The organism is Streptomyces sp. JH34 (assembly GCF_029428875.1).
GTDB lineage: Bacteria > Actinomycetota > Actinomycetes > Streptomycetales > Streptomycetaceae > Streptomyces.
This window is the reverse complement of the sequence record NZ_JAJSOO010000001.1, coordinates 6,392,525-6,413,158: the sequence shown is the minus strand read 5'-3', so window position 1 is coordinate 6,413,158 and position 20,634 is coordinate 6,392,525. Positions and strand designations below refer to the sequence as shown.

Sequence of the window (20,634 nt, the reverse complement as noted above, 5' to 3'; positions counted from 1 at the left end):
GACTCCGACGGCCCAGGAGGCCCGCATGACCACCGACGACCTGCCCGTGATCGCAGCGGTGGACGGTTCCGCGCACAGCTGGGAGGCGCTCGACTGGGCCGTGGACGAGGCGGTGCGCCGCAGGCTGCCGCTGCTGGTCGTGCACGTCCGGCCGCGCGCCGGGCACGGGGAGGAGGAGAAGGGACTGCGGGAGGCCGGGGAACTGCTCGCGCAGGCCGTGCTGCGCGTCTCCGGGCGGGCGCCCGAGCTGCCCGTCTCGACGCTGGCCCCGCTGGACTTCCCCTCTGCGGCGCTGGTCTCGCTCAGCCGTGACGCCTCGCTGGTGGTCGTCGGGTCCCGCGGGCTCGGCGGTTTCCGCTCCCTGATGACCGGATCCGACAGCCTGGCCACCGCCTCGATGGCGCGGTGTCCGGTCGTCGTCGTCCGGACGGGCCGGACGGACGGGAGCGATGCCGAGCCGGCGGCCACCTCCCTGGACGTGGTGGCGGGGGTCGCCGCGGACGAGAGCAGCGGAGCGGTCCTCGATTTCGCCTTCGAGGCCGCCGCCGCCAGGCCGGGTGGCCGGCTGCGGCTGGTGCACGGGTGGACGATGTTCTCCTCCATCCTGTCCGGCGGACCGGTCTTCGACAGCGAGGCCGCGGCGGAATCGGCGGAGCGGGCGCTCGCCGAACTCACGGCGGGCCGGGACGAGAAGTACCCGTCGGTGGAGGTCGTGCGTGAACCCGTCCGGGGCTCGGCGTCGCGCACCCTGGTCACGGCGTCGGCCACCGCGGCACTGACGGTGGTCGGACGGCGCAGGGGCGGTGAGTCCCTCGGGCTCGGCCTCTCGCCCGTCGCGCAGACGACGGTGACGCACGCGCTCGGTCCGGTCGTCGTCGTGCCCAGCTGACACCTTGCCTCACGGCGCACCCGGGACCGGAACGCCCCGACCGGGCGGAGAGGCGCGGCCCGGCGGCTGCGGCACGCCCCCTGTGCGCTCCTGATCTTCTGCACCACACTGGGACCAGGCACTGGACCGGCGAGGAGGAGACGCATGCCGATGCGGGTCGGGCGGCATCCCGCCGTGCGGGCGGACAAGGGCGGCGGACGGCCGTTCGAACGGCTGCTGCGTTCGCGTACCGGCCGCGGTGCCGTGGCTCTCTGCGCGGGCGCCCTGCCCGCCCTGGCCTTTCCGGCGCCGTCGCTCTGGTGGTTCGCCTACGTCGCCCTGGTGCCCTGGCTGCTGCTGATCCGGTCGGCGGACACGGGACGCCGTGCGGCGGCCGACGGGTGGCTCGGCGGCATGGGCTTCATGCTCGCCGTGCACCACTGGCTCATGCCGAGTCTCCATGTGTTCATCGTGGTCCTCGCCGCTCTGCTGGGACTGCTCTGGGCTCCCTGGGGTCTGCTCGTGGCGCGGCTGCTCGGTGGCTCACCGTCCGTGCGCCGCGCGGTGGCCGCCGTGGCCGTGGTGCCCTCCGGGTGGCTGATGATCGAACTGGTCCGGTCCTGGGAGGGGCTCGGCGGCCCCTGGGGTCTGCTGGGCGCCAGCCAGTGGCAGGTGGCGCCCGCGCTGCGGGTCGCCTCCGTGGGAGGGGTGTGGCTGGTCAGTCTGGGTGTCGTGGCCGTGAACACCACGATCGTGCTGCTGCCGGCCGTGCCGACGGCGCGCAGGGCCGCGACCGCCTGTCTGGCCTCGGTCGCGGTCGGCGTGGGGGCGACGGTGATCTGGGCGCCGCGGCCGGAGGAGACCGGCTCCGTCCGCGTCGCCGTCGTGCAGCCGGGCGTGGTCGAGGGCCCCGGCAGTGTCGAGCGCCGGTTCACCCGCAGCGAGGAACTCACCCGGGGTCTCGCGGGCCGGGACGTGGACCTGGTGCTGTGGGGGGAGAGCAGTGTGGGCGTCGACCTGTCGCGGAGCCCGGGAACGGCGGACCGGGTCACGGCGCTGTCGCGTCTGGTCGGGGCCGACGTGCTGGTCAACATGGACGCCCGGCGGACGGACGACCGCCCCGGCCGCACCGGAATCTACAAGTCCGCGGTCCTGGTGGGCCCGCAGGGTCCGACCGGGGACCGCTACGACAAGATGCGCCTGGTGCCGTTCGGTGAGTACGTCCCGGCCCGCGCGCTGCTGGGCTGGGCGACCTCGGTGGGCAAGGCGGCGGGCGAGGACCGCCTGAGGGGCAGCGGCCCCGTGGTGATGGACCTGCCGGACGGGCTGCGGGTGGGCCCGCTGGTGTGCTTCGAGTCGGCGTTCCCGGACATGAGCCGGCAGCTGGCGAAGGACGGGGCCCAGCTGCTGGTAGCCCAGTCGTCCACCTCGACGTTCCAGCACAGTTGGGCCCCCGCGCAGCACGCCTCGCTCGGTGCGCTGAGGGCGGCGGAGACGGGCCGTCCGATGGCGCACGCCACGCTCACGGGCGTGAGCGCGGTGTACGGACCGCTGGGCGAACGGGTGGGACCCGTACTCGGCACCGGCGCGAGCGAGGCTGCCGTGTACGACGTGCCGTTGGCACGGGGCACCACCCTGTTCGTCCGGCTGGGCGCCTGGCCGGTGTACGGCGCTCTGGCGGTGCTGGCCGTCTTCTTCGGTGCGCTGGGTCTGCGGTCCCTCAGGACGCCTGCTCCGAGGCGTCCCTGATCACCCGCTCGCACAGGCGATGGGTCTCCAGGGCGTCCCGCGCACTGAGCAGTTCCCCGGAGCGCACCGCGTCCAGGAAGGACAGGACGCTCTGTTCGATCCCGCGCTGACGTGCGACGGGCACCCAGTCGCCGCGCCGCCGCAGGGTGGGCTGTCCCTTGTGGTCGACGACGTCCGCGAGGTTGAGTACCTGCCGCTTCGTGTCCTGCCCGGAGACCTCGAGGATCTCCTCCGTCGATCCGTTGAGCCGGTTCATCATGCCGATCGCGGTGAATCCGTCGCCGGACAGCTGGAGCACCACGTGGTGCATGAGCCCTTCGGCGATCCGCGCCCGCACGACCACGCTCGACACAGGCCCGGGGACCAGGAAGCGCAGGGTGTCGATGACGTGGATGAAGTCGTCGAGCACCATGGTGCGCGGGTCCTCGGGCAGTCCCACCCGGTTCTTCTGCAGGAGGATCAGCTCGCGCGGGTGCTCGGCACACTGCGCGTAGGACGGGGCGAGCCGGCGGTTGAACCCGACTGCGAGCGAGACGCCGCGCTCCTCGGCGAGGGCCACCAGCCGCTCGGAGTCGGCGAGTTCGTAGGCGAGGGGCTTGTCCACGTAGGTGGGGACGCCCGCTTCGAGCAGCCGGCCGGTGATCTCCGCGTGCGCGGCGGTCGGAGCGTGCACGAAGGCGGCGTCGAGCCCCTGGGCCAGGAGCGAGCCGAGGTCCTCGTGGCACTGCGCCGCGGGGATCCGGTGTGCCCCGGCCACCGCCGCGAGGGTGGCCGCGGTGCGGGTCTGCAGATGCAGTTCGACGCCCGGCAGGGTCGTGAGTACCGGCAGGTACGCCTTCTGCGCGATGTCGCCGAGCCCGATGCAGCCGACCTTCACGAGGTTCTCCCTGTCGCCTTGACCAGGGCCTTGTCACGGTCGCGTGCTCTGCCCTTCCCTGGTCCCGGCAGCATACGTGCGCTGTGGGGGCCGCCAGTCGCAGATGCCGTCGAAGGTCCTCAGGACGAGGCCGGGGCCGAGCCGGGAGACCGCGGACATCAGTCCGTTCCTGAGAGCGACGGCGGGTGCCGAGGACAGCGCCGTCATCCGGGAGACCCGCGCCGCCTTGCGGACCATCGCGGTCGTACGGGGCACCCTGGCCGCGCTGTAGGCGGCCAGGCCCGCGCCCAGGTCACCGTCGGGCGGGAGGTGGTGGGCGAGGACGACGGCGTCCTCGATGGCCTGGTTGCCGCCTTGTCCGAGGAAGGGCACCATGGCGTGCGCCGAGTCGCCGACGAGCACGGTGCGGCCCCGGTGGAAGGACGGCAGCGGGTCCGCCAGCTGGTACACGTCGTGGCGCAGGACCTGGCCGGGCCCGACCGAGGAGATGATCCCGGGGATCGGGTCGTGCCAGTCTCCGTACCTGCGCAGAAGCTCCGCCTTCTCGTCGTCTGCGGCCCGCCCTCCCGCCGGGACGGCTGCCGCCGCGTAGGCGTAGATCCCGCCGCCCTTCAGCGGGTGGCTGCCCCACAGCGCGCCGCGGCCCCAGGTCTCGTGCGAGCCGAAGGTGCGGCCGAGGCCCGGCGAGATGACCCGCCAGGTGGTGAATCCGCTGTACGCGGGCCCGGGGTGGCTCGGGTAGAGCGTGGCGCGAACCGCCGAACCGATGCCGTCGGCACCGATCACCAGATCGGCCTCGATGTCCTTTGAGGGGGTCCGGACCACCGCCCGGCGCCCGTCCGCCTCACCCGGTGCGACGAGTGTCGCCGGTGTGCCGGTGTGCAGGGCGGACTCGGGGAGCCGGGCACGGAGCAGGCCGATGAGGGCGGAGCGGTGCAGCAGCACGAGCGGCCCGCCGAACCGTTCGGCCGCGGCGGCGCTGTCCGTGCGGGCGAGCCAACGCCCGGACGGCGTGCGCATACCGCCGTCGCCCTGCCAGGCGGCGAGGGACCTGACGTCGTCGCCGAGTCCGATGACGTCGAGGGCGCGCTGGGAGTTCGGGGCGAGACTGATGCCCGCGCCGACGGGTTCCAGCGAGGCTGCGCGCTCCAGCACCGTGACCTGCCAGCCGCTCCGGTGCAGCGTGGCGGCGGCGGTGAGCCCGCCGATGCCGCTTCCGATGACCACCGCTCGCGATGTCGCCATGACTGGACCTCCTGGGAACTACACCTGTAGTAACAGCCTCACCGTACTACAGGTGTAGTGACAGCGGTAGATTGGCTCCATGCCCACACGCACCACGCCCGCAGCCGGCGCCCGGCCGTCCGGGGCGTCCCGCGCCGATCTGATCGCCGACGCCGCGCTCGCGCTCCTCGCGGAGCGCGGCATGAGGGGCCTCACCCACCGGGCCGTGGACGAACGGGCCGGACTCCCCCAGGGGTCGACGTCGAACCAGGCCCGCACCCGGGAAGCCCTGCTGGAGGCGGCCGTGCGCCGGCTCGCCGAGCTGGAGGGGCGGGTGCTCACCCTCGGGGAACCACCCTCGGACGCCGGACCGGACCGGATGGCGGAGGGGCTGGCCCATGCCCTGCACCGCTATCTGACCGGCAGTACCGAACTCCTGGTCTGCCGCTACGAACTCGCCCTGGAGGCCACCCGGCGGCCCGCGCTCCGTGCCTTCTACGACGAGGCGGGCAGGCGGTTCCGTGAACCTCTGGTCGCTCTGATGGCCGCGGCGGGGTCGGCCGAGCCGGAACGTCACGCGCTGTCTCTGGTGGCGTGGGCTGAGGGGATGATGTTCGCCTGCGCCGTGGGTTCCTACCACCGGGCCGTACCGACGGAGGCCCAACTGCGGGCAGGCTGCGCCGAACTGCTGCGGGGCATGCTCGGCACCGGGGCCGGACAAGCCGTCGCGGCGGTGATCGCCGGTGCGGGACGATGACTGCCATGACGACTGACGAACGCTCCACGCCCGCCCTCGACGCCGCCGAGCGCACGATGCTGGAGGGGTGGCTCGACTACCACCGCGCGACCCTGGCCATGAAGTGCGCGGGCCTCACCGACGCCCAGCTGCGGGAGGCGTCCGTACCCCCGTCGGAATTCACCCTGCTCGGCCTCGTGCGGCACCTGGCCGAGAACGAACGCGGCTGGTTCCGCGAGGTACTGGCCGGCGAGGAGCTGCCGCCGATCTACGGGACGGACGAGGACCCGGACGGGGAGTTCCACCTGACCGAACAGGACACCTGGGAGGAGGCCAGGACGACCTGGGAGGCGGAGATCGAGGCCGCCCGGGCGAACGCCGCGAAGCTCGGACTCGACGATCTGTCCGCCGGCGTGGGCAGGGCGGGCAAGCCCTTCACCCTCCGCTGGATCTACACGCACATGATCGAGGAGTACGCCCGGCACAACGGCCACGCCGACCTGGTGCGGGAACGGATCGACGGCGCGACCGGCGCGTGACGGGAGCGGGCCAGGCCCCTGCGGGGGCCCCGGCCCGCGTCATCCCCCGCCGCCGCTCCCCCGCATGCGCTGCTCCATACGCCCGATGGCCGCCCGCACCCCGCCGCCGTACCCGTCGTCGTCCAGCACCGCGACGGCGTCCCACGCCCGGTCCAGGTGGATCCGGGCCGCCTCGAAGCGCTGCAGCTTCAGATAGCTCCGCGCCAGATCGAGGTGGAGCGACGGGACCAGGGCCCGCACGGCGGTCACGTCCCGGTGCTCCGGGTCCGCGCGCGCCGCCCCGGTCAGGCCCTCCGCGGCCGTCAGCGCCCTGAGGCCCCAGGCCAGCCCGTCCCCGGGATCGTCCTGGGTGCCCGCCATGTAGTGGGCGAGGGTGCAGCGGTGCAGGGCGTCCCCGCGCTCACCGATCTCGGACCAGATGACCCCGAACCGGTTGCGGGCCTCCTCCCTGTCCCCCGCGTGGAGCAGCATGACCGCCTGACCGATCCTGGTCATGACGACGTCCCCCGGCACTTCCCGCCGCTCCACCGCAGAGGTCTCCCCTGATCACCGCCGGCCTGTTCCGGTGGCTCAGACGCTAGCCGCAGCCACCGGCGATCCCGCTCAGGCGCGGGCCGCGGCCTTCGGACGGGTCGCCGGGATGCCCAGGTCCGGGATCCGCCAGTCGATGGGCTCGTGGCCCTGCGCGGCGACGGCCTCGTTGATCTGGGTGAAGGGGCGGGAACCGAACCACTTCTTGGCGGAGAGCGGCGAGGGGTGCGCGCCCTTGACCACCACATGGCGGTCCTGGTCGATCAGCGGGACCTTCTTCTGGGCGTAGTTGCCCCAGAGGACGAAGACGGCCGGGTCGGGCCGCTCGGCCACCGCGCGGATCACCGCGTCGGTGACCTTCTCCCAGCCCTTCGCCTTGTGGGAGTTGGCCTCGCCGCCGCGGACCGTCAGCACCGCGTTGAGCAGCAGGACGCCCTGCTCGGCCCACGGCATCAGATACCCGTTGTCAGGGACGGGCAGGCCGAGCTCGTCGTTCATCTCCTTGTAGATGTTGCGCAGGGACGGCGGCGTCTTCACACCCGGCTGGACCGAGAAGCACAGGCCGTGTCCCTGGCCCTCGCCGTGGTACGGGTCCTGGCCGAGGACGAGCACCTTCACCTGGTCGTACGGTGTGGCCTCCAGCGCGGCGAAGACCTGCTCACGCGGCGGGTACACCGGCCCCCTGGCCCGCTCCTCCTCGACGAAATCCGTGAGCTCCTTGAAGTAGGGCTTCTGCAGCTCTTCGCCGAGGACGCCGCGCCAGGACTCGGGCAGCAGGTCGGTGTCGGTCACGTCCACAACCTCCGGTAAGCAATCGGTTCTTGATGACAGAACCTACCGGGGACCACTGACAGCCGACCCGCCGAGCCCGTCGGCTCCACTCCTACCAGCTGGTCTTGCGGTACAGCTCCCACATCTGCATGACCGTCTGGGGATCGAGCGCGCGCTCGCCACCGCCGATGTCCTCGCCGGCCGCCACGTAGAGCTTGCCCTGCCACAGGGGCAGCAGCCGGACGTCCTTGACGAGGATCTCCTGGGCCCGCTTGAACTGGTCGGAGACGGCACCGCGGTCGCTCTCCTTGCGGGAGGACGGCAGCAGCTCACGGGTGATCTCGTCGCTCAGGTACGGGGTACCGGTGACGCTGTCCTGGCCGACGAAGGGGGCGATGAAGTTGTCCGGGTCCGGGAAGTCGGGGAACCAGCCGCGCCCGAAGACCGGGTAGGCACCCTTGTTGAAGCCTTCCTGGAAGGACTTCCACGGCGCGCTCCTCAATGTGATGCGGAAGAGGCCGGACGACTCGAGCTGGCGCTTCAGCTCGGCGAACTCGGGAGCGGTGGAGGAGCCGTAGCGGTCGGTGGTGTACCAGAAGGTCATCTTGACCGGCGCGGTGATCCCCGCCTTGGAGAGCAGGGCCTTGGCCTTCGCCACGTCCCGGTCGCCGTAGAAGTCGAAGAAGCTGGTGGCGTGTCCCGCGATGCCCTTCGGGACCATGGAGTAGAGCGGCTCGGCGGTGCCCCGGTAGACCTTGGCGACGAGCGCGTCGCGGTCCACCAGCTGGGCGACGGCCTGCCGGACGGCGAGCTTCCCGGCGGCCGGGTCCTTGGGGTTGAAGACGAGGAAGCGGATGTCGGCGCCCACCGACTCGACGATCTGCAGACCGTTGTTGTCCTTCTTGTTGTCCTCGAGGCCGATGACCTCCTCGGCTGTCAGACCGCGGTAGGTGGCGTCGATCTCCTTGTTCTTCAGCGCCTCCACCATGAGGGTGGAGTCGTCGAAGTAGCGGATCGTGACCGCGTCGTTCTTCCGGTCGGCGAACCCCTTGTAGCTGGGGTTCCTGGTCAGCTCGGCCTGCTTGCCCTGCTCGTACGAGTCCAGGACGTACGGCCCCGAGCCGGTGACCTTGCCGTCGTCGCGGATGCCGTCCGCCGGGTATTCACCGGGCGGGACGATCGACATCGCGGGAGTGGCCAGGATGAAGGGGAAGGTCGCGTCCGCCCTGGCGAGGTGGAAGATGATCTCGTGGTCGCCCTTGGTCTCCACCCGGTCGAGAGATCCGAGGAGGCCGGCCGGACCACCCTTGACCTTGATCGTCCTGATCCGGTCGATGGAGTACTTCACGGTCTCGGCGTCGATCTTGTCGCCGTTGGAGAACTTCAGGCCCGACCGGAGGGTGCACCGGTACTCCACGCTCGTGGAATCCGTGAAGCGGCATTCGCGGGCCGCGTCGGGCTCGGGGCTGGTGCTGCCGGTCGGGAAGCTCACCAGGGTCTGGTAGACGTTCCTCATCAGCTCCCAGGAACCGTCCCAGGCCGCCGCCGGATCGAGGGTCGAGGGCGAGCTCGTCGTTCCGACCGATATCCGCTGTTCCGTCTTCGAACCGCTGTCGGACAACAGACCACAACCGGCCAACAGAGAAAGGGAAGCAAGGGCTGCAGAGGCCTGCAGACTGGCCCGGTAGAACACGCGCACGCTCCTCGATCGGCCTTGGGGTCGGCAGACCATACCGCAGCGCCTCGCCGGGACAACCCACAAACCCGGCGAGGCACTTCAGCCAATCAGGACCGAACTGGATCAGGCCAGGTCAGCCCACGCCGGCGTTCAGGAAGATACCGCCGTCGACCACCAGCGTCTGCCCCGTGACCCAGGCGGACTGCTCCGAGGTGAGGAACGCCGCCGCACCGCCGATGTCCTCGGGAACACCGAGCCGGCCCAGCGGGTAGGCGGCTGCCGCCTCGGCCTCGCGGCCCTCGTACAGCGCCTCCGCGAACTTGGTCTTCACCACGGCCGGGGCGATCGCGTTGACCCGCACGACCGGAGCGAACTCGTGCGCCAGCTGGAGGGTCAGGTTGACCATGGCCGCCTTGCTCATGCCGTAGGCGCCGATGAACGGGGACGCGGAGACGCCCGCGACCGAGGCGATGTTGACGATCGCCCCGCCGTTCTCCCGCTGCCAGGCCTTCCAGGTCTGCTGGGCGAACCCGAGCGCGGAGATCACGTTGGTCTCGTAGACCTTGCGGGCCACGTTGAGGTCGAGCTCGGCCATCGGCCCGAAGACGGGGTTCGTACCCGCGTTGTTGACCAGGTAGTCGACCCGGCCGAACGCCTCCATGGCACGCTCGACGGCCGCCGCCTGGTGGGCCTCGTCGTGCGCCTTGCCCGCGATGCCGACCGCCCTGTCGGCGCCGAGCCTCTCGACGGCCTCCTTCAGCGCGTCCTCGCCGCGGCCCGTGATGACGACCCGGTCGCCGCGGGCGACGAGCGCCTCGGCGATGCCGTAGCCGATGCCCCGGCTCGCGCCCGTGATGAGCGCGACCTTGCCACTGTCCTGCACAGTCATGGTGTCCGTTGCCCTTCCGGGGTCAGTTGAGCGGTCCGCCGGCGACGTACATGACCTGCCCGGACACGAAGCCCGCGTCGTCGCCCGTGAAGAACGCGATGGCGTTGGCGATGTCCTCGGGGTGCCCCACGCGCTGCACGGGGATCTGCGTGGCGGCGGCCGCCTGGAACTCCTCGAAGCCCATGCCGACCCGGGCCGCCGTCTGGGCGGTCATCTCGGTGACGATGAAGCCGGGGGCGACGGCGTTCGCGGTCACGCCGAACTTGCCGAGCTCCTTGGCGAGCGTCTTGGTGAAGCCCTGGAGGCCGGCCTTGACCGCGGAGTAGTTCGCCTGGCCACGGTTGCCCAGCGCCGAGGAGGAGGAGAGCGAGACGATGCGGCCGAACTTGGCCTCCACCATGTGCGACTGGACGGCCTTGGCCATCAGGAACGCACCCTTGAGGTGGACGTTCATCACGAGGTCCCAGTCGGACTCGCTCATCTTGAACAGCAGGTTGTCGCGGAGCACGCCCGCGTTGTTGACGAGGATCGTCGGTGCGCCGAGCTCGGCGGCCACCCGCGCGACGGCGGCCTCCACCTGGGCACTGTCCGACACATCGCAGCCGACGGCGAGGGCCTTGCCCCCGGCGGCGGTGATCTTCTCGACCGTGTCCTTGCACGCCGCCTCGTCGAGGTCGAGTACGGCGACGGCGCGGCCCTCGGCCGCCAGGCGTACGGCGGTGGCGGCGCCGATGCCCCGTGCCGCTCCCGTCACGATGGCGACGCGCTGCTCGGTGGTGGACATGCTTGGTTCTCCTCGCCCTTGGATCGCGGCTCAGCGGACGTCAGGAAGTTCCCGATAACTGAGCAACCGCTTAGTACCTTCAGCAGACGAGACGCTAGAAGCCCTCGCACCCGGTGTCAACGGCACACGGGGGCGTGGGCGCATGTCACACCGGACGGCGCCGTGGCCGCGTACCTCGCGGGCGGCGCCGCCGGTGCCGGAGTCAGCGCACCAGCAGGTCGAGCAGCCGCTCGATCTCGGCTTCGGGGTCCAGGGTGAGTCCACTGTGCACGGTGCCCGGCTGGACGACCGTGGAGCGCGGAGCGATCAGCCAGCGGAAGCGCCGGCCGGGGTCGTCGCCGGCCGCCTGACCGGCCGCGTCGCCGCCGCCGCAGACCCCCTCGACCGCGCGGAGGGCGGCCTGGACACCCCTCACGTCGGCGTTCGGGTCCAGCGCCATGAGCTTGCCCTCGTCCAGTTGCGTGCGCGCGCCGACGAAGGACTTCGCCCGGCAGTAGACCAGTACGCCCGCGTTGAAGCACTCGCCCCGCTCGACCCGGGGCACGACACGAAGGACCGCGTACTCGAAGACATCGCGTGTGCTCATCGTCCGCTGTCCTCGCTGTTCCGTCCGCTGTCCGCCCGGGCGGCACGGTCCTTCTTCGCGGCGTGCGGCTGCGGGGCGAGACGCTCCGAGAGCCAGCCGGGGGCCTGGGAGCGCTGCGCCTTCGTGGGCTCCCCCATGGTGATCCGCTCGTGGATGCTTCCGGCGCGCGCCAGCAGCGGCTCCACGTAGGCCCGCCGCAGCAGGTCAGTCGTCCCGAATCCGGGCTCTCCGGTCAGCCACTCGTCCGGCACCTCGGCGGCCACCTCGGTGAGCAGTTCCTCGGTGACCAGCGGGGCGAGCTCGGCGGCGGCGGCCGCGATGTCGGGACCGAACGGCGCGAGGACGTGGTCGGAGGCGTTGTACGGCTTCGCGGCGGAGGCCTGGGCGCCCGGCCAGTTGTGGTGCCAGATCATGGTGGCCCCGTGGTCGATCAGCCAGAGATCGCCGTGCCAGACCAGCATGTTGGGGTTCCGCCACGAGCGGTCCACGTTGTTGATCAGCGCGTCGAACCAGACGATCTTGCCGGCCTCCGCCGGGTCCACCTGGTAGGCGAGCGGGTCGAACCCGAACGAGCCGGGGAGGTAGTCCATGCCGAGGTTCAGCCCGCCGCTCGCCTTGAGGAGTTCCTGCACCTCCTGGTCCGGCTCGGCGAGACCGATGACGGGGTCGAGCTGCATGGTGACCAGCTCCGGCACCCGCATCCCGAGCCTCCGGCCGAGCTCACCGCAGACGACCTCGGCGACCAGGGTCTTGCGCCCCTGTCCCGCGCCGGTGAACTTCATGACGTACGTGCCCAGGTCGTCGGCCTCGACGATCCCGGGCAGCGAGCCGCCTTCACGCAGGGGCGTGACGTAGCGGGTCGCTACGACCTCTCTCAACACTTCCAGGCCACCCATCTCTTCGACCGCGCAATCCACGGACCGCCCCGTGCGGTCCCTCGACGGCACCGCGCCTCTCACCACCGGCCACCGGCACCAGGTGAGCATAGTCACCGAGGGTGATCGCGGGCGCAGGGTGTCCGGGTGATCCGGCGGGGTCGACGTGTGGCTCACACACCGCGGCCGCCCCCACGGCCAGGGTGCTCGTCCGGGCTCCCGAGCCGCGGATCCGGGTGCCGCGCGGCCCCCTACACTGGGAACCTTCGGGCCCGACCGCGCGGCCCACGCCGGACGGGAGAGCGATGGTGGCAGCAGGGGACCCCGACGATCCGCCCGCCGAGGTGCTGGCGGACGCGGCTGCGGCGTTCGGGCTGCTGGCGTCGCCACCGCGTCTGCACATCGTGTGGGCCCTGGCCGAGGGCGAGAGCGATGTGAGCGGACTCGCCCAGCGCGTGGGCGGAGCCCTGCCCGCGGTGAGCCAGCATCTGACGAAACTGAAGCTCGCCGGTCTCGTACGCTCCCGGCGGGAGGGGCGGCGCCAGGTCTACTTCGTCGACGACGCCGACGTGGTGACGGTGGTCCGGCTGATGATCGGCCAGCTGACCGACCGGGCCGCCCATGCTCCGGTCCCCCGCCTCCGTGACCTCGGTGCCTGAGACCGCAGCGGCCTGCGGTACCGATCCTGCGGGTTCCGGGGAGCGCTGGGCGGGGCACCCGGCGGGCACGGCCCCCCGGCCGGACGACGGACCACCGCCCTGGCACGGCCTCACCTCGCTCCAGGTGCTGCGGCATCTGGCCAGCGGGCCCCGCGGACTCGTCGAGGCGGAGGCGGTGGAACGGCTCGCCGCCTTCGGCGAGAACACGGTGCCCCCATGGCGCACGGCTTCCTGGCCCCGCCGCCTCGCCGTAAGCCTGCGGGACCCCTTCACCGCGGTGCTGCTCTGCCTCGGACTGGTGTCGGCCGCCGTGGCGGCCTGGGGCACCGCGAGCGTGATCCTCTCCCTCGTGGTGGTCAGCTGCGTCCTGCGGGCGGGCGGGGAACGCCGGGCCGACCGGTCCGTGGCCGCGCTGCGGAAGCTGGTGGCGACCACGGCGACCGTGCTTCGGCGCCCGGCGGAGCACGAGGCGCCCACGTCACGGGAGATGCCGGTCGACGAGCTGGTACCGGGCGACGTGATCCGTCTCGGCCCCGGTGACCTGGTCCCCGCCGACGTACTGCTCCTGCGGGCGAGCGGCCTCACGGTGCACCAGGCAGCGCTGACGGGCGAGTCGGCGCCGGTGGCCAAGCACGCCGTCGACGCGCCGGATCACCGGGGCGGACCGTTCGACGCGCCCCAGTTGTGCTTCCAGGGCAGCAGCGTGGCGTCGGGCAGCGGTACCGCGGTCGTCGTCTCGACCGGGTCGCGCACCCGCTTCGCCGCCACCCGCGGCGGCCCGGGGCAGCACGTGGCCAGTGCCTTCGACCGGTCGGTGCACGGGATCTCCTGGGTCCTCATCCGGTTCATGCTGCTGACCCCGCCCCTGGTGCTCATGGCCAACGCGGCGCTGCGCGGCAGGGGGTTCGAGACGCTTCCCTTCGCGGTGGCGGTCGCCGTGGGGCTCACCCCCGAGATGCTGCCGGTCATCGTCACCACCGCCCTGGCCCGTGGGGCGTCCCTCCTCGCCCGTGACCACCGGGTGATCGTCAAACGGCTGCCCGCACTGCACGATCTCGGGGCGGTGGACGTGCTGTGCCTCGACAAGACGGGCACCCTCACCCAGGACCGTCCCGTCGTGCACCGCACGCTGGACGTGCGGGGCGGCCATGATCCCGAGGTACTGCACTGGGCCGGTGTCAATGCCTGGTGGACGCTCCAGCTCGCCGACCTGCCGGTCCCGGACGCCCTGGACGAGGCGATCCTGGACGCCGTCGAGGGGGACGAACCACTGGAGTACGACGGTGTGGCGGCGATCCCCTTCGACCCGGTACGCCGCCTCTCCACCGCAGTCGTACGCCGCCCCGGCCGTCTCGGTCTCCACACGCTGGTCGTCAAGGGATCGGCACAGGACGTCATCGAGCGCTGCGCCCTCACCGAGGAGGAGCGGGCCCGGCTGCTCGCGCTGGCCGCCGGGGAGGCGGCGAGCGGTCTGAGGGTCCTCGCGGTCGCCATCTCCGAACGGCACGCGCGCGACCGCGGCTACACCCCGGCCGACGAGCGCGGCCTGACCCTCCTCGGGTTCGTCGCCCTGCGCGACACCCTCGCGCCGACCGCGGCGGAAGCCCTGGAGGTCCTCGCCGACCAGGGTGTCACCGTCAAGATCCTCACGGGTGACCACCCGGGAACGGCGGCCCGCGCCTGCAGGGATCTGGGGCTCGATCCCGGCGTCGTCCTCGCCGCCGACACCCTCGAGGGCCTGACGGACGGCGAACTCGCGGCGCTCGCCCGCCGCACCACCGTCTTCGCGCGCTGCGCTCCCGAGCACAAGGCCAGGATCATCTCCGTGCTGCGCGCCGACGGGCACACCACCGGGTTCCTCGGCGACGGTGTCAACGACCTGCCCGCGCTCCACGCCGCCGATGCCGGCATCTGTCCGCGCGACGCCGTGGACGTCGCCCGCGAGAGCGCCGACGTGGTCCTGGCCGACAAGGACCTCACCGCGATCTCCCACGCCATCACCTCGGGCCGGCACAGCAGCGTCAACATCGCCACCTACCTGCGCATCACGCTCTCGTCCAACCTCGGCAACGTGATCGCGATGCTGGTGACCGGTCTGATGCTGCCCTTCCTCCCGATGCTGCCTGCCCAGATCCTGGTCCAGAACCTGTGCTTCGACGCCGCTCAGCTGGCCTTCGCCTTCGAACGGATCCGTCCCGCCGCGCTCCGTGCGCCGACGGTGCTGCAGCCCCGCTACTTCCTCCGCTTCATCACCGGCTTCGGACTGCTGGGAGCCACCGCCGACCTGGCGACCTTCGGCGTCCTCGCACTCGCCCTGCACGAAGCGGCCGGATCCGGCCAGGCCGCGTTCCACTCCGGGTGGTTCACCGAGAACCTCCTCACCCAGGCGCTGGTCATGCTTCTGCTGCGCACCGGCCGCCGGACCGCCGAGGGCGCCACCGCGAGCCCGGTCCACTGGGCCGCCGCCGGCCTGGCCGTCATCGGCATCCTGCTGCCCCTCTCCCCGCTGGGGCCGGTGCTGGGCATGACGGCGCTGCCGGCCCTGTACTACCCGCTGCTCGCCGCGGTCCTCGCGCTGTACACGGTGGCTCTGGCGGCAGCACGGTCGCGTTACGACAGGCCCGGCGCCGAGCGGTAGGGACCTGCGTGGCGGTCCGGCCGCCACCCGCGCTCCTTCCGGATCATCCGTACGACAGCGCGGCGCAGAGGTCCTCGTCCGCGGTGCGCGCCCCCTCGGCGACCTCGGCCGGCACTTCCGAGGGCGCCGAGGACGCGTTACCCGCCCCGGAGGGAGTACCGGCCGCCCGGTCCGCGTAGGACTGCCCGAGCACGACGTCCAGGCCACCGGAGGTGGAGCGGAGCTCCCCGGTGCCGAGGATGCGGGCGAGCGTCTCCGCCTCCGCCCTCCGGCCGGGTCCGTACTCGATCACCGTGGTGCGCCGGTCCTGGCCGCTCGCCGTCGCCGTGCCGGTGACGGTGACACCCGATGCCTCCAGGGCGGCGGCCGCCCGCGCGGCGAGTCCGGTGACCCGCGTGCCGTTGCGGACGGTGACGGAGATGTCCTCGGCCGGGACCTGCTCCTCGGCGTCGGGCGAGGAGCCGGTGGGCTTCGGGGAGTCCGTGCCGTCCGGGTCCGCGTCGCTCCCGCCGCCCGCGTCCCCGCCGTCGAGGGTGCGGTCGGCCTTCAGAGCCGCCCAGAGCGCCCCGGCGTCCGGCTCGACGATCGCGACGCGGGCGCCCTCGTACCGCCAGGGGACGGTGACGAACCTGGTGTCGTGCAGATCGATGTCCTTCAGCGACATGGCGAAGGAGACCAGTTTGTCGGCCGAACCGAGGCCGGGGTCGACGGTCATGGACGTCGTCGCCGCGTCGGCGAGCGGCAGCAGCTTCGTGGGGGTGAACCCGTCGCTCTTCACCTTCTTGACCAGGCTCCCGACGAAGGCCTGCTGCCGTTTGATGCGGCCTATGTCGGAGCCGTCACCGATGCCGTGCCGGATGCGTACGTAGTCCAGGGCCTTCTGGCCGGAGACGGTCTGTACCCCTTGGGTGAAGAGGCGTTCGCCACGCGTGGCCCGGCCCGGGTTCAGGTCCTTCTGGTAGATGTCCTGCGGCACGCACACCTCCACACCGCCGACGACCTCCGTCAGCGCCGAGAAGCCCTTGAAGTCGACGACCACAGTGTGGTCGACGCGCAGGCCGGTGAGGTTCTCGACGGTGTTCTGGGTGCAGGCGGGGTTGCCCTCGGCCGTGCTGCCCACGGTGTACGCCTCGTTGAACATGGCCTGGTGCCTGGTCTCGGTCCAGCTGCCGTCGGGCAGCTTGCACGGTGGGATGTCGAGCAGGGTGTCACGGGGTATGGACACCGCGACCGCGTGCCGGTGGTCGGCGTAGACGTGCAGCAGGAACGCGGTGTCGGAGCGCCCGATGTCGTTCGTGTCGCCGCCGCCCAGCTCGCTGTTCCCGCCGGTCCTGGCGTCCGAACCGATCACCAGGACGTTCTGCCCGGCCGAGGACGCGGCGGGCCTGTCGTCGGATATCCCGTCGGCACCGAAGGTGTCGATGGTGCCGTTGAGCTTCAGGTACGCCCAGCCCGCGCCCGCCGTCACGAGGACGAGCAGCGACACCGCCGTGGCGAGGACGATCCGCATCCGGGGACGACCGGGCCGCCGGCCCCGGTCCGCGGCCCTGGCGCCCTGGCGGGTGGCCGCCGCCGCTCGGTGGCTTCCTGTCATCTGCGCACCCTCATTCGTCCGGATCCGGCGGAGGGGACGACTGGACCCACCCCATGCTTGTACAGTTGCGCAATCTAGCAATCTTTGAAGCGTGCGTCGCACCATCGGGTGCGCACACCGGCACCGGCGAGAGAAAGGACGTGGTGGAGATGCTCCGCAACGGACTGGAACCCTGGCACCTGCTGATCCTGGCGATCGTGGTCATCATGCTGTTCGGGTCGAAGAAACTGCCGGACTCCGCGCGCGCACTGGGTCAGTCGCTGCGGATCCTCAAGAGCGAGACGAAGGCCATGAAGGAGGACGGCGCGACGCCAGGCACCACCCCCGGCCCGGCCTCCACCGGACCGCTCACCACCGGGACCGCGCGATCCGCACCCGGCGACACTCCTCCGGCCCGGCCGACCGGCCCGGAGGGCGGCACGCGGGACCACTGAACGGCCTCGCCGGCGGGCACGTCAGGGACTGGCCGCGTCGAAGCCGTAACGCAACGACCCGTCCCGCACCCGCGGTTCGCGGCGGTAGACGTACAACGCGTCGACCCGCACCCCGGACGACGGCGCGTCCAGCTCGCAGGGGCAGGTCACCTGGACCACCCCCGGCCGGTCGGCGACCCTCACCCGCAGCCCGTCGGCGGGCCCCCCGTCGAGCACAGCGACTTCCCACAGCGTCGTACCGTCTCCGTTCATGCACAACACTTTAATAGTTGCGCATGTTCTGAAGTGTCGTGAAGTCCGTCACGCGGGAGAACCCGACCCCAGGATTTCCGGCACCTTCTCGACCGGGAGCAGCGGCACACAAGGGTGCCGGCCTCGCCGAGGGTCGGAACGTCGTCCTCACGCCACCGCCCTGACGGGTCAGGTGGCGTCGGGGTCCACCGCCGGACCGCCCCCGCCCTTGCGCGGGGAGAGCGCGCCCTCGCCGGGCGCGGGCGGGGAATCTAGTCCAGGCCCGGCGTCGACAGCGTCACGCACGACGTCCACGGCCCCCTTCAGTTCAGGCCGGGGATCCAGAGCGCCGCGGATCGCCTCCAGCCCCACGCCGTCACCGTCCAGGACATGCTTGCGCACGAAGGTCCGCGGGTTCAGGTCCTCGAACTCGAAGTCCTGGAAGTCCGGACCCAGGCCTTCCCGGACCTCCCGCTTCGCGCTCTCGGAGAACTCCCGGTACTTCCGGACGACCGCGGACACGGTTTTGATCGCTTCAGGCAGTTTGTCCGGCCCGTACAGAACGAGGGCGAGGACCACGATCGTGGCCAGTTCCAGCACACCCACATCGGAGAACACGCCGCCACCTTCCGGGCTGTCGTGATCCGCGTACCGTCAGAGGCTCCGCAGCCGGCATCCATAGTTACGAACTTGCGCAACCATGGAACCATAGGGGCCGCTCCGGCGTTGGACCGGATGACGACGCCAACCACAGCAATGGAGGAACACTCGTGGGAGTCAGCCTGTCCAAGGGCGGAAACGTTTCGCTCAGCAAGGAGGCCCCCGGCCTCACCGCGGTGACGGTCGGACTCGGCTGGGACGTGCGCACCACCACCGGTGCCGATCACGACCTCGACGCCAGCGCCCTGCTGTGCACCGAAGCCGGCAAGGTGGTCTCCGACCGGCACTTCGTCTTCTACAACAACCTCAACAGCCCCGACGGTTCGGTCCAGCACACCGGCGACAACCTCACAGGCGAGGGCGAGGGCGACGACGAGTCCATCAACGTGGACCTGGCGTCGGTGCCCGCCGAGGTCTCGAAGATCGTCTTCCCGGTCTCCATCCATGACGCGGCCGCGCGCGGCCAGAGCTTCGGCCAGGTCCGCAACGCCTTCATCCGGGTGATCAACCGCTCCGACAACGTCGAACTGGCCCGCTACGACCTGAGCGAGGACGCCTCGACGGAGACCGCCATGGTCTTCGGCGAGCTCTACCGTCACGGCAGCGAGTGGAAGTTCCGCGCGGTGGGCCAGGGCTACGCCTCCGGCCTGGCGGGCATCGCCGCCGACTTCGGCGTCAACATCTGACGCCGTAGCGAAGCAGCCGCACGAGGGACGGACGAAGGCGGGCCCGGGGAGTTTCCCCCGGGCCCGCCTTCCGTCCCGCCGGCCGGGGCGGGATGCCCGCGGTCCTCGGACCTGGCGGGGCTCTGTGCTCTACGCTGCCCATGTCCCCTGTCCCGCAGGCGAGTTCGATGCGCTTCCGGAGCCTTCGTCCTCTCGTGACCGCCACCGTCCGCCGATCGGACGCGCCTGCTCGCCACTTGCCCTGGAGCCCAGTTGAACACCTCACCGGCGAATCCCGGGCCTGGCCGCCCGTACCGCATGGACCCGGCCGGCGGTTGCCCGCACGTGGCCAACGCGCGTTTGCTGGCGCGGGGTCCGGTCGCCCCCGTGGTCCTGCCTGGTGAGGTGGCGGGTATGGCGGTTCTGGGGCATGCGGCCCTCAAGGAGTTCCTGGGGCATCCCGATGTGGCGAAGGACGCGCGGCATTTCACGGCGCTGGAGTCGGGCGCGATCCCGGAGGGCTGGCCGTTGGGGGCGTTCGCGACCGTGCGGGGGATGACCACCGCGGACGGGGCCGATCACCGGCGGCTGCGGGCGTTGGTGAGCAAGGCGTTCACCGCACGCCGGGTGGAGGAGTTGCGTCCTCGTGTCGAGGCGTTGACGGTTTCCCTCCTGGACGGGCTCGGCCGTGCCGCCACCGCCGGGAGCGGTGTCGCCGATCTGCGTGCGCATTTCGCGTTGCCGCTGCCGATGGGCGTCATCTGTGAGCTGCTGGGGGTGGAGGCCGCACATCACGACCGGCTGCACACGCTGTCCAACCGCATCGTCGCCACCGACGTGGGGCCCGCGGAGTCGTTGGCGGCCAACAGGGAGATGGTGGAGGTGCTGAGCGCGGTGGCCGCCGCCCGGACGAAGGAGCCGGGGGACGATCTGATCAGCGCGCTGATCGCCGCCCGCGAGGAGAACGGTGACCGGCTCAGCCCCCAGGAGCTGATCGGCACGCTGATGCTCACCGTCATCGCCGGCCACGAGACCACGCTGAACCTGATCACGAACGCCGTGCGTGCCCTGTGCACCCACCGCGATCAGCTCGGCCTCGTCCTGGCGGGAAGGGCGAGCTGGGCGGACGTGGTGGAGGAGACCCTGCGCTGGGACAGTCCGGTCAGCTACTTCCCGTTCCGCTACCCGACCCGTGACCTGACCCTGGCCGGCACGGTGATCCCCAAGGGGACCCCGGTACTCGCCGGCTACTCGGCCGCGGGCCGGGACGAGAGCGCCCACGGCCCCGACGCCGGCCTCTTCGACATCACCCGCACCGCCGAGACCCGGCACCTCTCACTCGGACACGGCACGCACTACTGCCTGGGCGCCCCCCTGGCCCGCATGGAGAGCACGGTCGCACTCCGCGAACTCTTCACCCGCTACCCCGACCTCCAACTCGCCGTCCCGGAGTCCGAGCTGCAACGCCACGCCTCATTCGTGGGCAACAGCGTGCGCACCCTCCCCGTCCGCCTCCAAGGCTGACGCCGGGGCCTCGGGCGGCCGGAAGCCGGACCGACGGCGCCGAGGCGAACGCGCCTGGCGGGGAAGGCCTTCGGTGCGGGTGTATGAACAGAGGGCCACGCGGATCCGTATGCACTGATGAC

The 20,634-nt window shown here is 71.7% G+C and carries 21 protein-coding genes; 9 read left to right on the top strand and 12 right to left on the bottom strand.

Going from position 1 to position 20,634, the window contains the following annotated elements; all coding sequences use genetic code 11:
- Positions 1 to 25 precede the first annotated feature (25 nt).
- Complete coding sequence (locus LWJ43_RS28880) at positions 26 to 889, top strand: universal stress protein (protein ID WP_277335108.1); 864 nt, start codon at positions 26 to 28, stop codon at positions 887 to 889.
- 144 nt (positions 890 to 1,033) lie between these two features.
- On the top strand, positions 1,034 to 2,617 hold the full coding sequence (lnt, locus tag LWJ43_RS28875; protein WP_277335107.1) for an apolipoprotein N-acyltransferase: 1,584 nt from the start codon (positions 1,034 to 1,036) through the stop codon (positions 2,615 to 2,617).
- Here lnt and LWJ43_RS28870 read toward each other — a convergent pair.
- Both LWJ43_RS28870 and LWJ43_RS28865 read right to left on the bottom strand, forming a co-directional pair.
- Entirely contained in the window at positions 2,589 to 3,494 is a 906-nt protein-coding gene (locus tag LWJ43_RS28870) for a Gfo/Idh/MocA family protein (protein ID WP_277335106.1), read from the bottom strand. The genes lnt and LWJ43_RS28870 overlap by 29 nt on opposite strands.
- A gap of 33 nt (positions 3,495 to 3,527) precedes the next feature.
- Positions 3,528 to 4,739 carry an FAD-dependent monooxygenase gene (locus tag LWJ43_RS28865; RefSeq protein ID WP_277335105.1) on the bottom strand — a complete coding sequence of 404 codons (1,212 nt, stop codon included), beginning with the start codon at positions 4,737 to 4,739 and terminating at the stop codon, positions 3,528 to 3,530.
- A gap of 79 nt (positions 4,740 to 4,818) precedes the next feature.
- Between LWJ43_RS28865 and LWJ43_RS28860 the strand changes: the two genes are divergently transcribed.
- Together LWJ43_RS28860 and LWJ43_RS28855 are read left to right on the top strand one after the other, a co-directional pair.
- Positions 4,819 to 5,475, top strand: a complete 657-nt coding sequence (locus LWJ43_RS28860; protein ID WP_277335104.1) for a TetR/AcrR family transcriptional regulator — start codon at positions 4,819 to 4,821, stop codon at positions 5,473 to 5,475.
- Between the two features lie 5 nt (positions 5,476 to 5,480).
- Entirely contained in the window at positions 5,481 to 5,993 is a 513-nt protein-coding gene (locus LWJ43_RS28855) for a DinB family protein (RefSeq protein ID WP_277335103.1), read from the top strand.
- Between the two features lie 39 nt (positions 5,994 to 6,032).
- Here LWJ43_RS28855 and LWJ43_RS28850 read toward each other — a convergent pair whose 3' ends face one another.
- The 7 genes from LWJ43_RS28850 to LWJ43_RS28820 all read right to left on the bottom strand — a co-directional run bounded on the left by LWJ43_RS28850 (position 6,033) and on the right by LWJ43_RS28820 (position 12,113).
- On the bottom strand, positions 6,033 to 6,488 hold the full coding sequence (locus LWJ43_RS28850; protein WP_385454228.1) for a hypothetical protein: 456 nt from the start codon (positions 6,486 to 6,488) through the stop codon (positions 6,033 to 6,035).
- Positions 6,489 to 6,596: 108 nt separating this feature from the next.
- Positions 6,597 to 7,316, bottom strand: a complete 720-nt coding sequence (locus tag LWJ43_RS28845) for a uracil-DNA glycosylase (RefSeq protein WP_277335101.1) — start codon at positions 7,314 to 7,316, stop codon at positions 6,597 to 6,599.
- Between the two features lie 91 nt (positions 7,317 to 7,407).
- The gene (locus LWJ43_RS28840) at positions 7,408 to 8,988 is read right to left on the bottom strand and encodes an ABC transporter substrate-binding protein (RefSeq protein WP_277335100.1); all 1,581 of its coding nucleotides are present in this window, start codon (positions 8,986 to 8,988) and stop codon (positions 7,408 to 7,410) included.
- A gap of 118 nt (positions 8,989 to 9,106) precedes the next feature.
- Positions 9,107 to 9,862, bottom strand: coding sequence for an SDR family oxidoreductase (locus LWJ43_RS28835; protein WP_277335099.1), 756 nt, complete (start codon positions 9,860 to 9,862; stop codon positions 9,107 to 9,109).
- Positions 9,863 to 9,884: 22 nt separating this feature from the next.
- Positions 9,885 to 10,646, bottom strand: a complete 762-nt coding sequence (fabG, locus tag LWJ43_RS28830; protein ID WP_014157515.1) for a 3-oxoacyl-ACP reductase FabG — start codon at positions 10,644 to 10,646, stop codon at positions 9,885 to 9,887.
- 202 nt (positions 10,647 to 10,848) lie between these two features.
- Positions 10,849 to 11,232, bottom strand: coding sequence for a DUF3037 domain-containing protein (locus LWJ43_RS28825; protein WP_277335098.1), 384 nt, complete (start codon positions 11,230 to 11,232; stop codon positions 10,849 to 10,851).
- On the bottom strand, positions 11,229 to 12,113 hold the full coding sequence (locus LWJ43_RS28820; protein ID WP_277336019.1) for a HipA family kinase: 885 nt from the start codon (positions 12,111 to 12,113) through the stop codon (positions 11,229 to 11,231). The genes LWJ43_RS28825 and LWJ43_RS28820 overlap by 4 nt, the downstream gene beginning before the upstream one ends.
- 299 nt (positions 12,114 to 12,412) lie before the next feature.
- Here LWJ43_RS28820 and LWJ43_RS28815 point away from each other — a divergent pair, with 299 nt between their 5' ends.
- A complete protein-coding gene (locus LWJ43_RS28815) occupies positions 12,413 to 12,766 on the top strand; it encodes an ArsR/SmtB family transcription factor (protein WP_277335097.1) in 354 nt (117 codons plus the stop codon).
- Positions 12,729 to 15,404 (top strand): magnesium-translocating P-type ATPase, encoded by a 2,676-nt coding sequence (gene mgtA / locus LWJ43_RS28810; protein WP_462100917.1) that lies wholly within the window; start codon positions 12,729 to 12,731, stop codon positions 15,402 to 15,404. Before LWJ43_RS28815 ends, mgtA begins: the two co-directional genes overlap by 38 nt.
- Positions 15,405 to 15,447: 43 nt before the next feature.
- Here mgtA and LWJ43_RS28805 read toward each other — a convergent pair whose 3' ends face one another.
- Positions 15,448 to 16,998, bottom strand: a complete 1,551-nt coding sequence (locus LWJ43_RS28805; protein ID WP_277335095.1) for an LCP family protein — start codon at positions 16,996 to 16,998, stop codon at positions 15,448 to 15,450.
- A 149-nt stretch (positions 16,999 to 17,147) separates the two neighbouring features.
- Here LWJ43_RS28805 and tatA point away from each other — a divergent pair, with 149 nt between their 5' ends.
- On the top strand, positions 17,148 to 17,432 hold the full coding sequence (gene tatA, locus LWJ43_RS28800) for a Sec-independent protein translocase subunit TatA (RefSeq protein WP_277335094.1): 285 nt from the start codon (positions 17,148 to 17,150) through the stop codon (positions 17,430 to 17,432).
- 21 nt (positions 17,433 to 17,453) lie between these two features.
- Here tatA and LWJ43_RS28795 read toward each other — a convergent pair whose 3' ends face one another.
- Together LWJ43_RS28795 and LWJ43_RS28790 are read right to left on the bottom strand one after the other, a co-directional pair.
- Positions 17,454 to 17,684, bottom strand: coding sequence for a hypothetical protein (locus LWJ43_RS28795; RefSeq protein WP_277335093.1), 231 nt, complete (start codon positions 17,682 to 17,684; stop codon positions 17,454 to 17,456).
- A 168-nt stretch (positions 17,685 to 17,852) separates the two neighbouring features.
- Positions 17,853 to 18,281 carry a sec-independent translocase gene (locus tag LWJ43_RS28790; protein WP_277335092.1) on the bottom strand — a complete coding sequence of 143 codons (429 nt, stop codon included), beginning with the start codon at positions 18,279 to 18,281 and terminating at the stop codon, positions 17,853 to 17,855.
- 152 nt (positions 18,282 to 18,433) lie between these two features.
- On the opposite strand from LWJ43_RS28790, the gene LWJ43_RS28785 reads away from it, so the two are divergent.
- Together LWJ43_RS28785 and LWJ43_RS28780 are read left to right on the top strand one after the other, a co-directional pair.
- Positions 18,434 to 19,009 (top strand): TerD family protein, encoded by a 576-nt coding sequence (locus LWJ43_RS28785; RefSeq protein WP_277335091.1) that lies wholly within the window; start codon positions 18,434 to 18,436, stop codon positions 19,007 to 19,009.
- A 297-nt stretch (positions 19,010 to 19,306) separates the two neighbouring features.
- Entirely contained in the window at positions 19,307 to 20,512 is a 1,206-nt protein-coding gene (locus LWJ43_RS28780) for a cytochrome P450 family protein (protein WP_277336018.1), read from the top strand.
- The last annotated feature ends 122 nt before the right edge of the window (positions 20,513 to 20,634 follow it).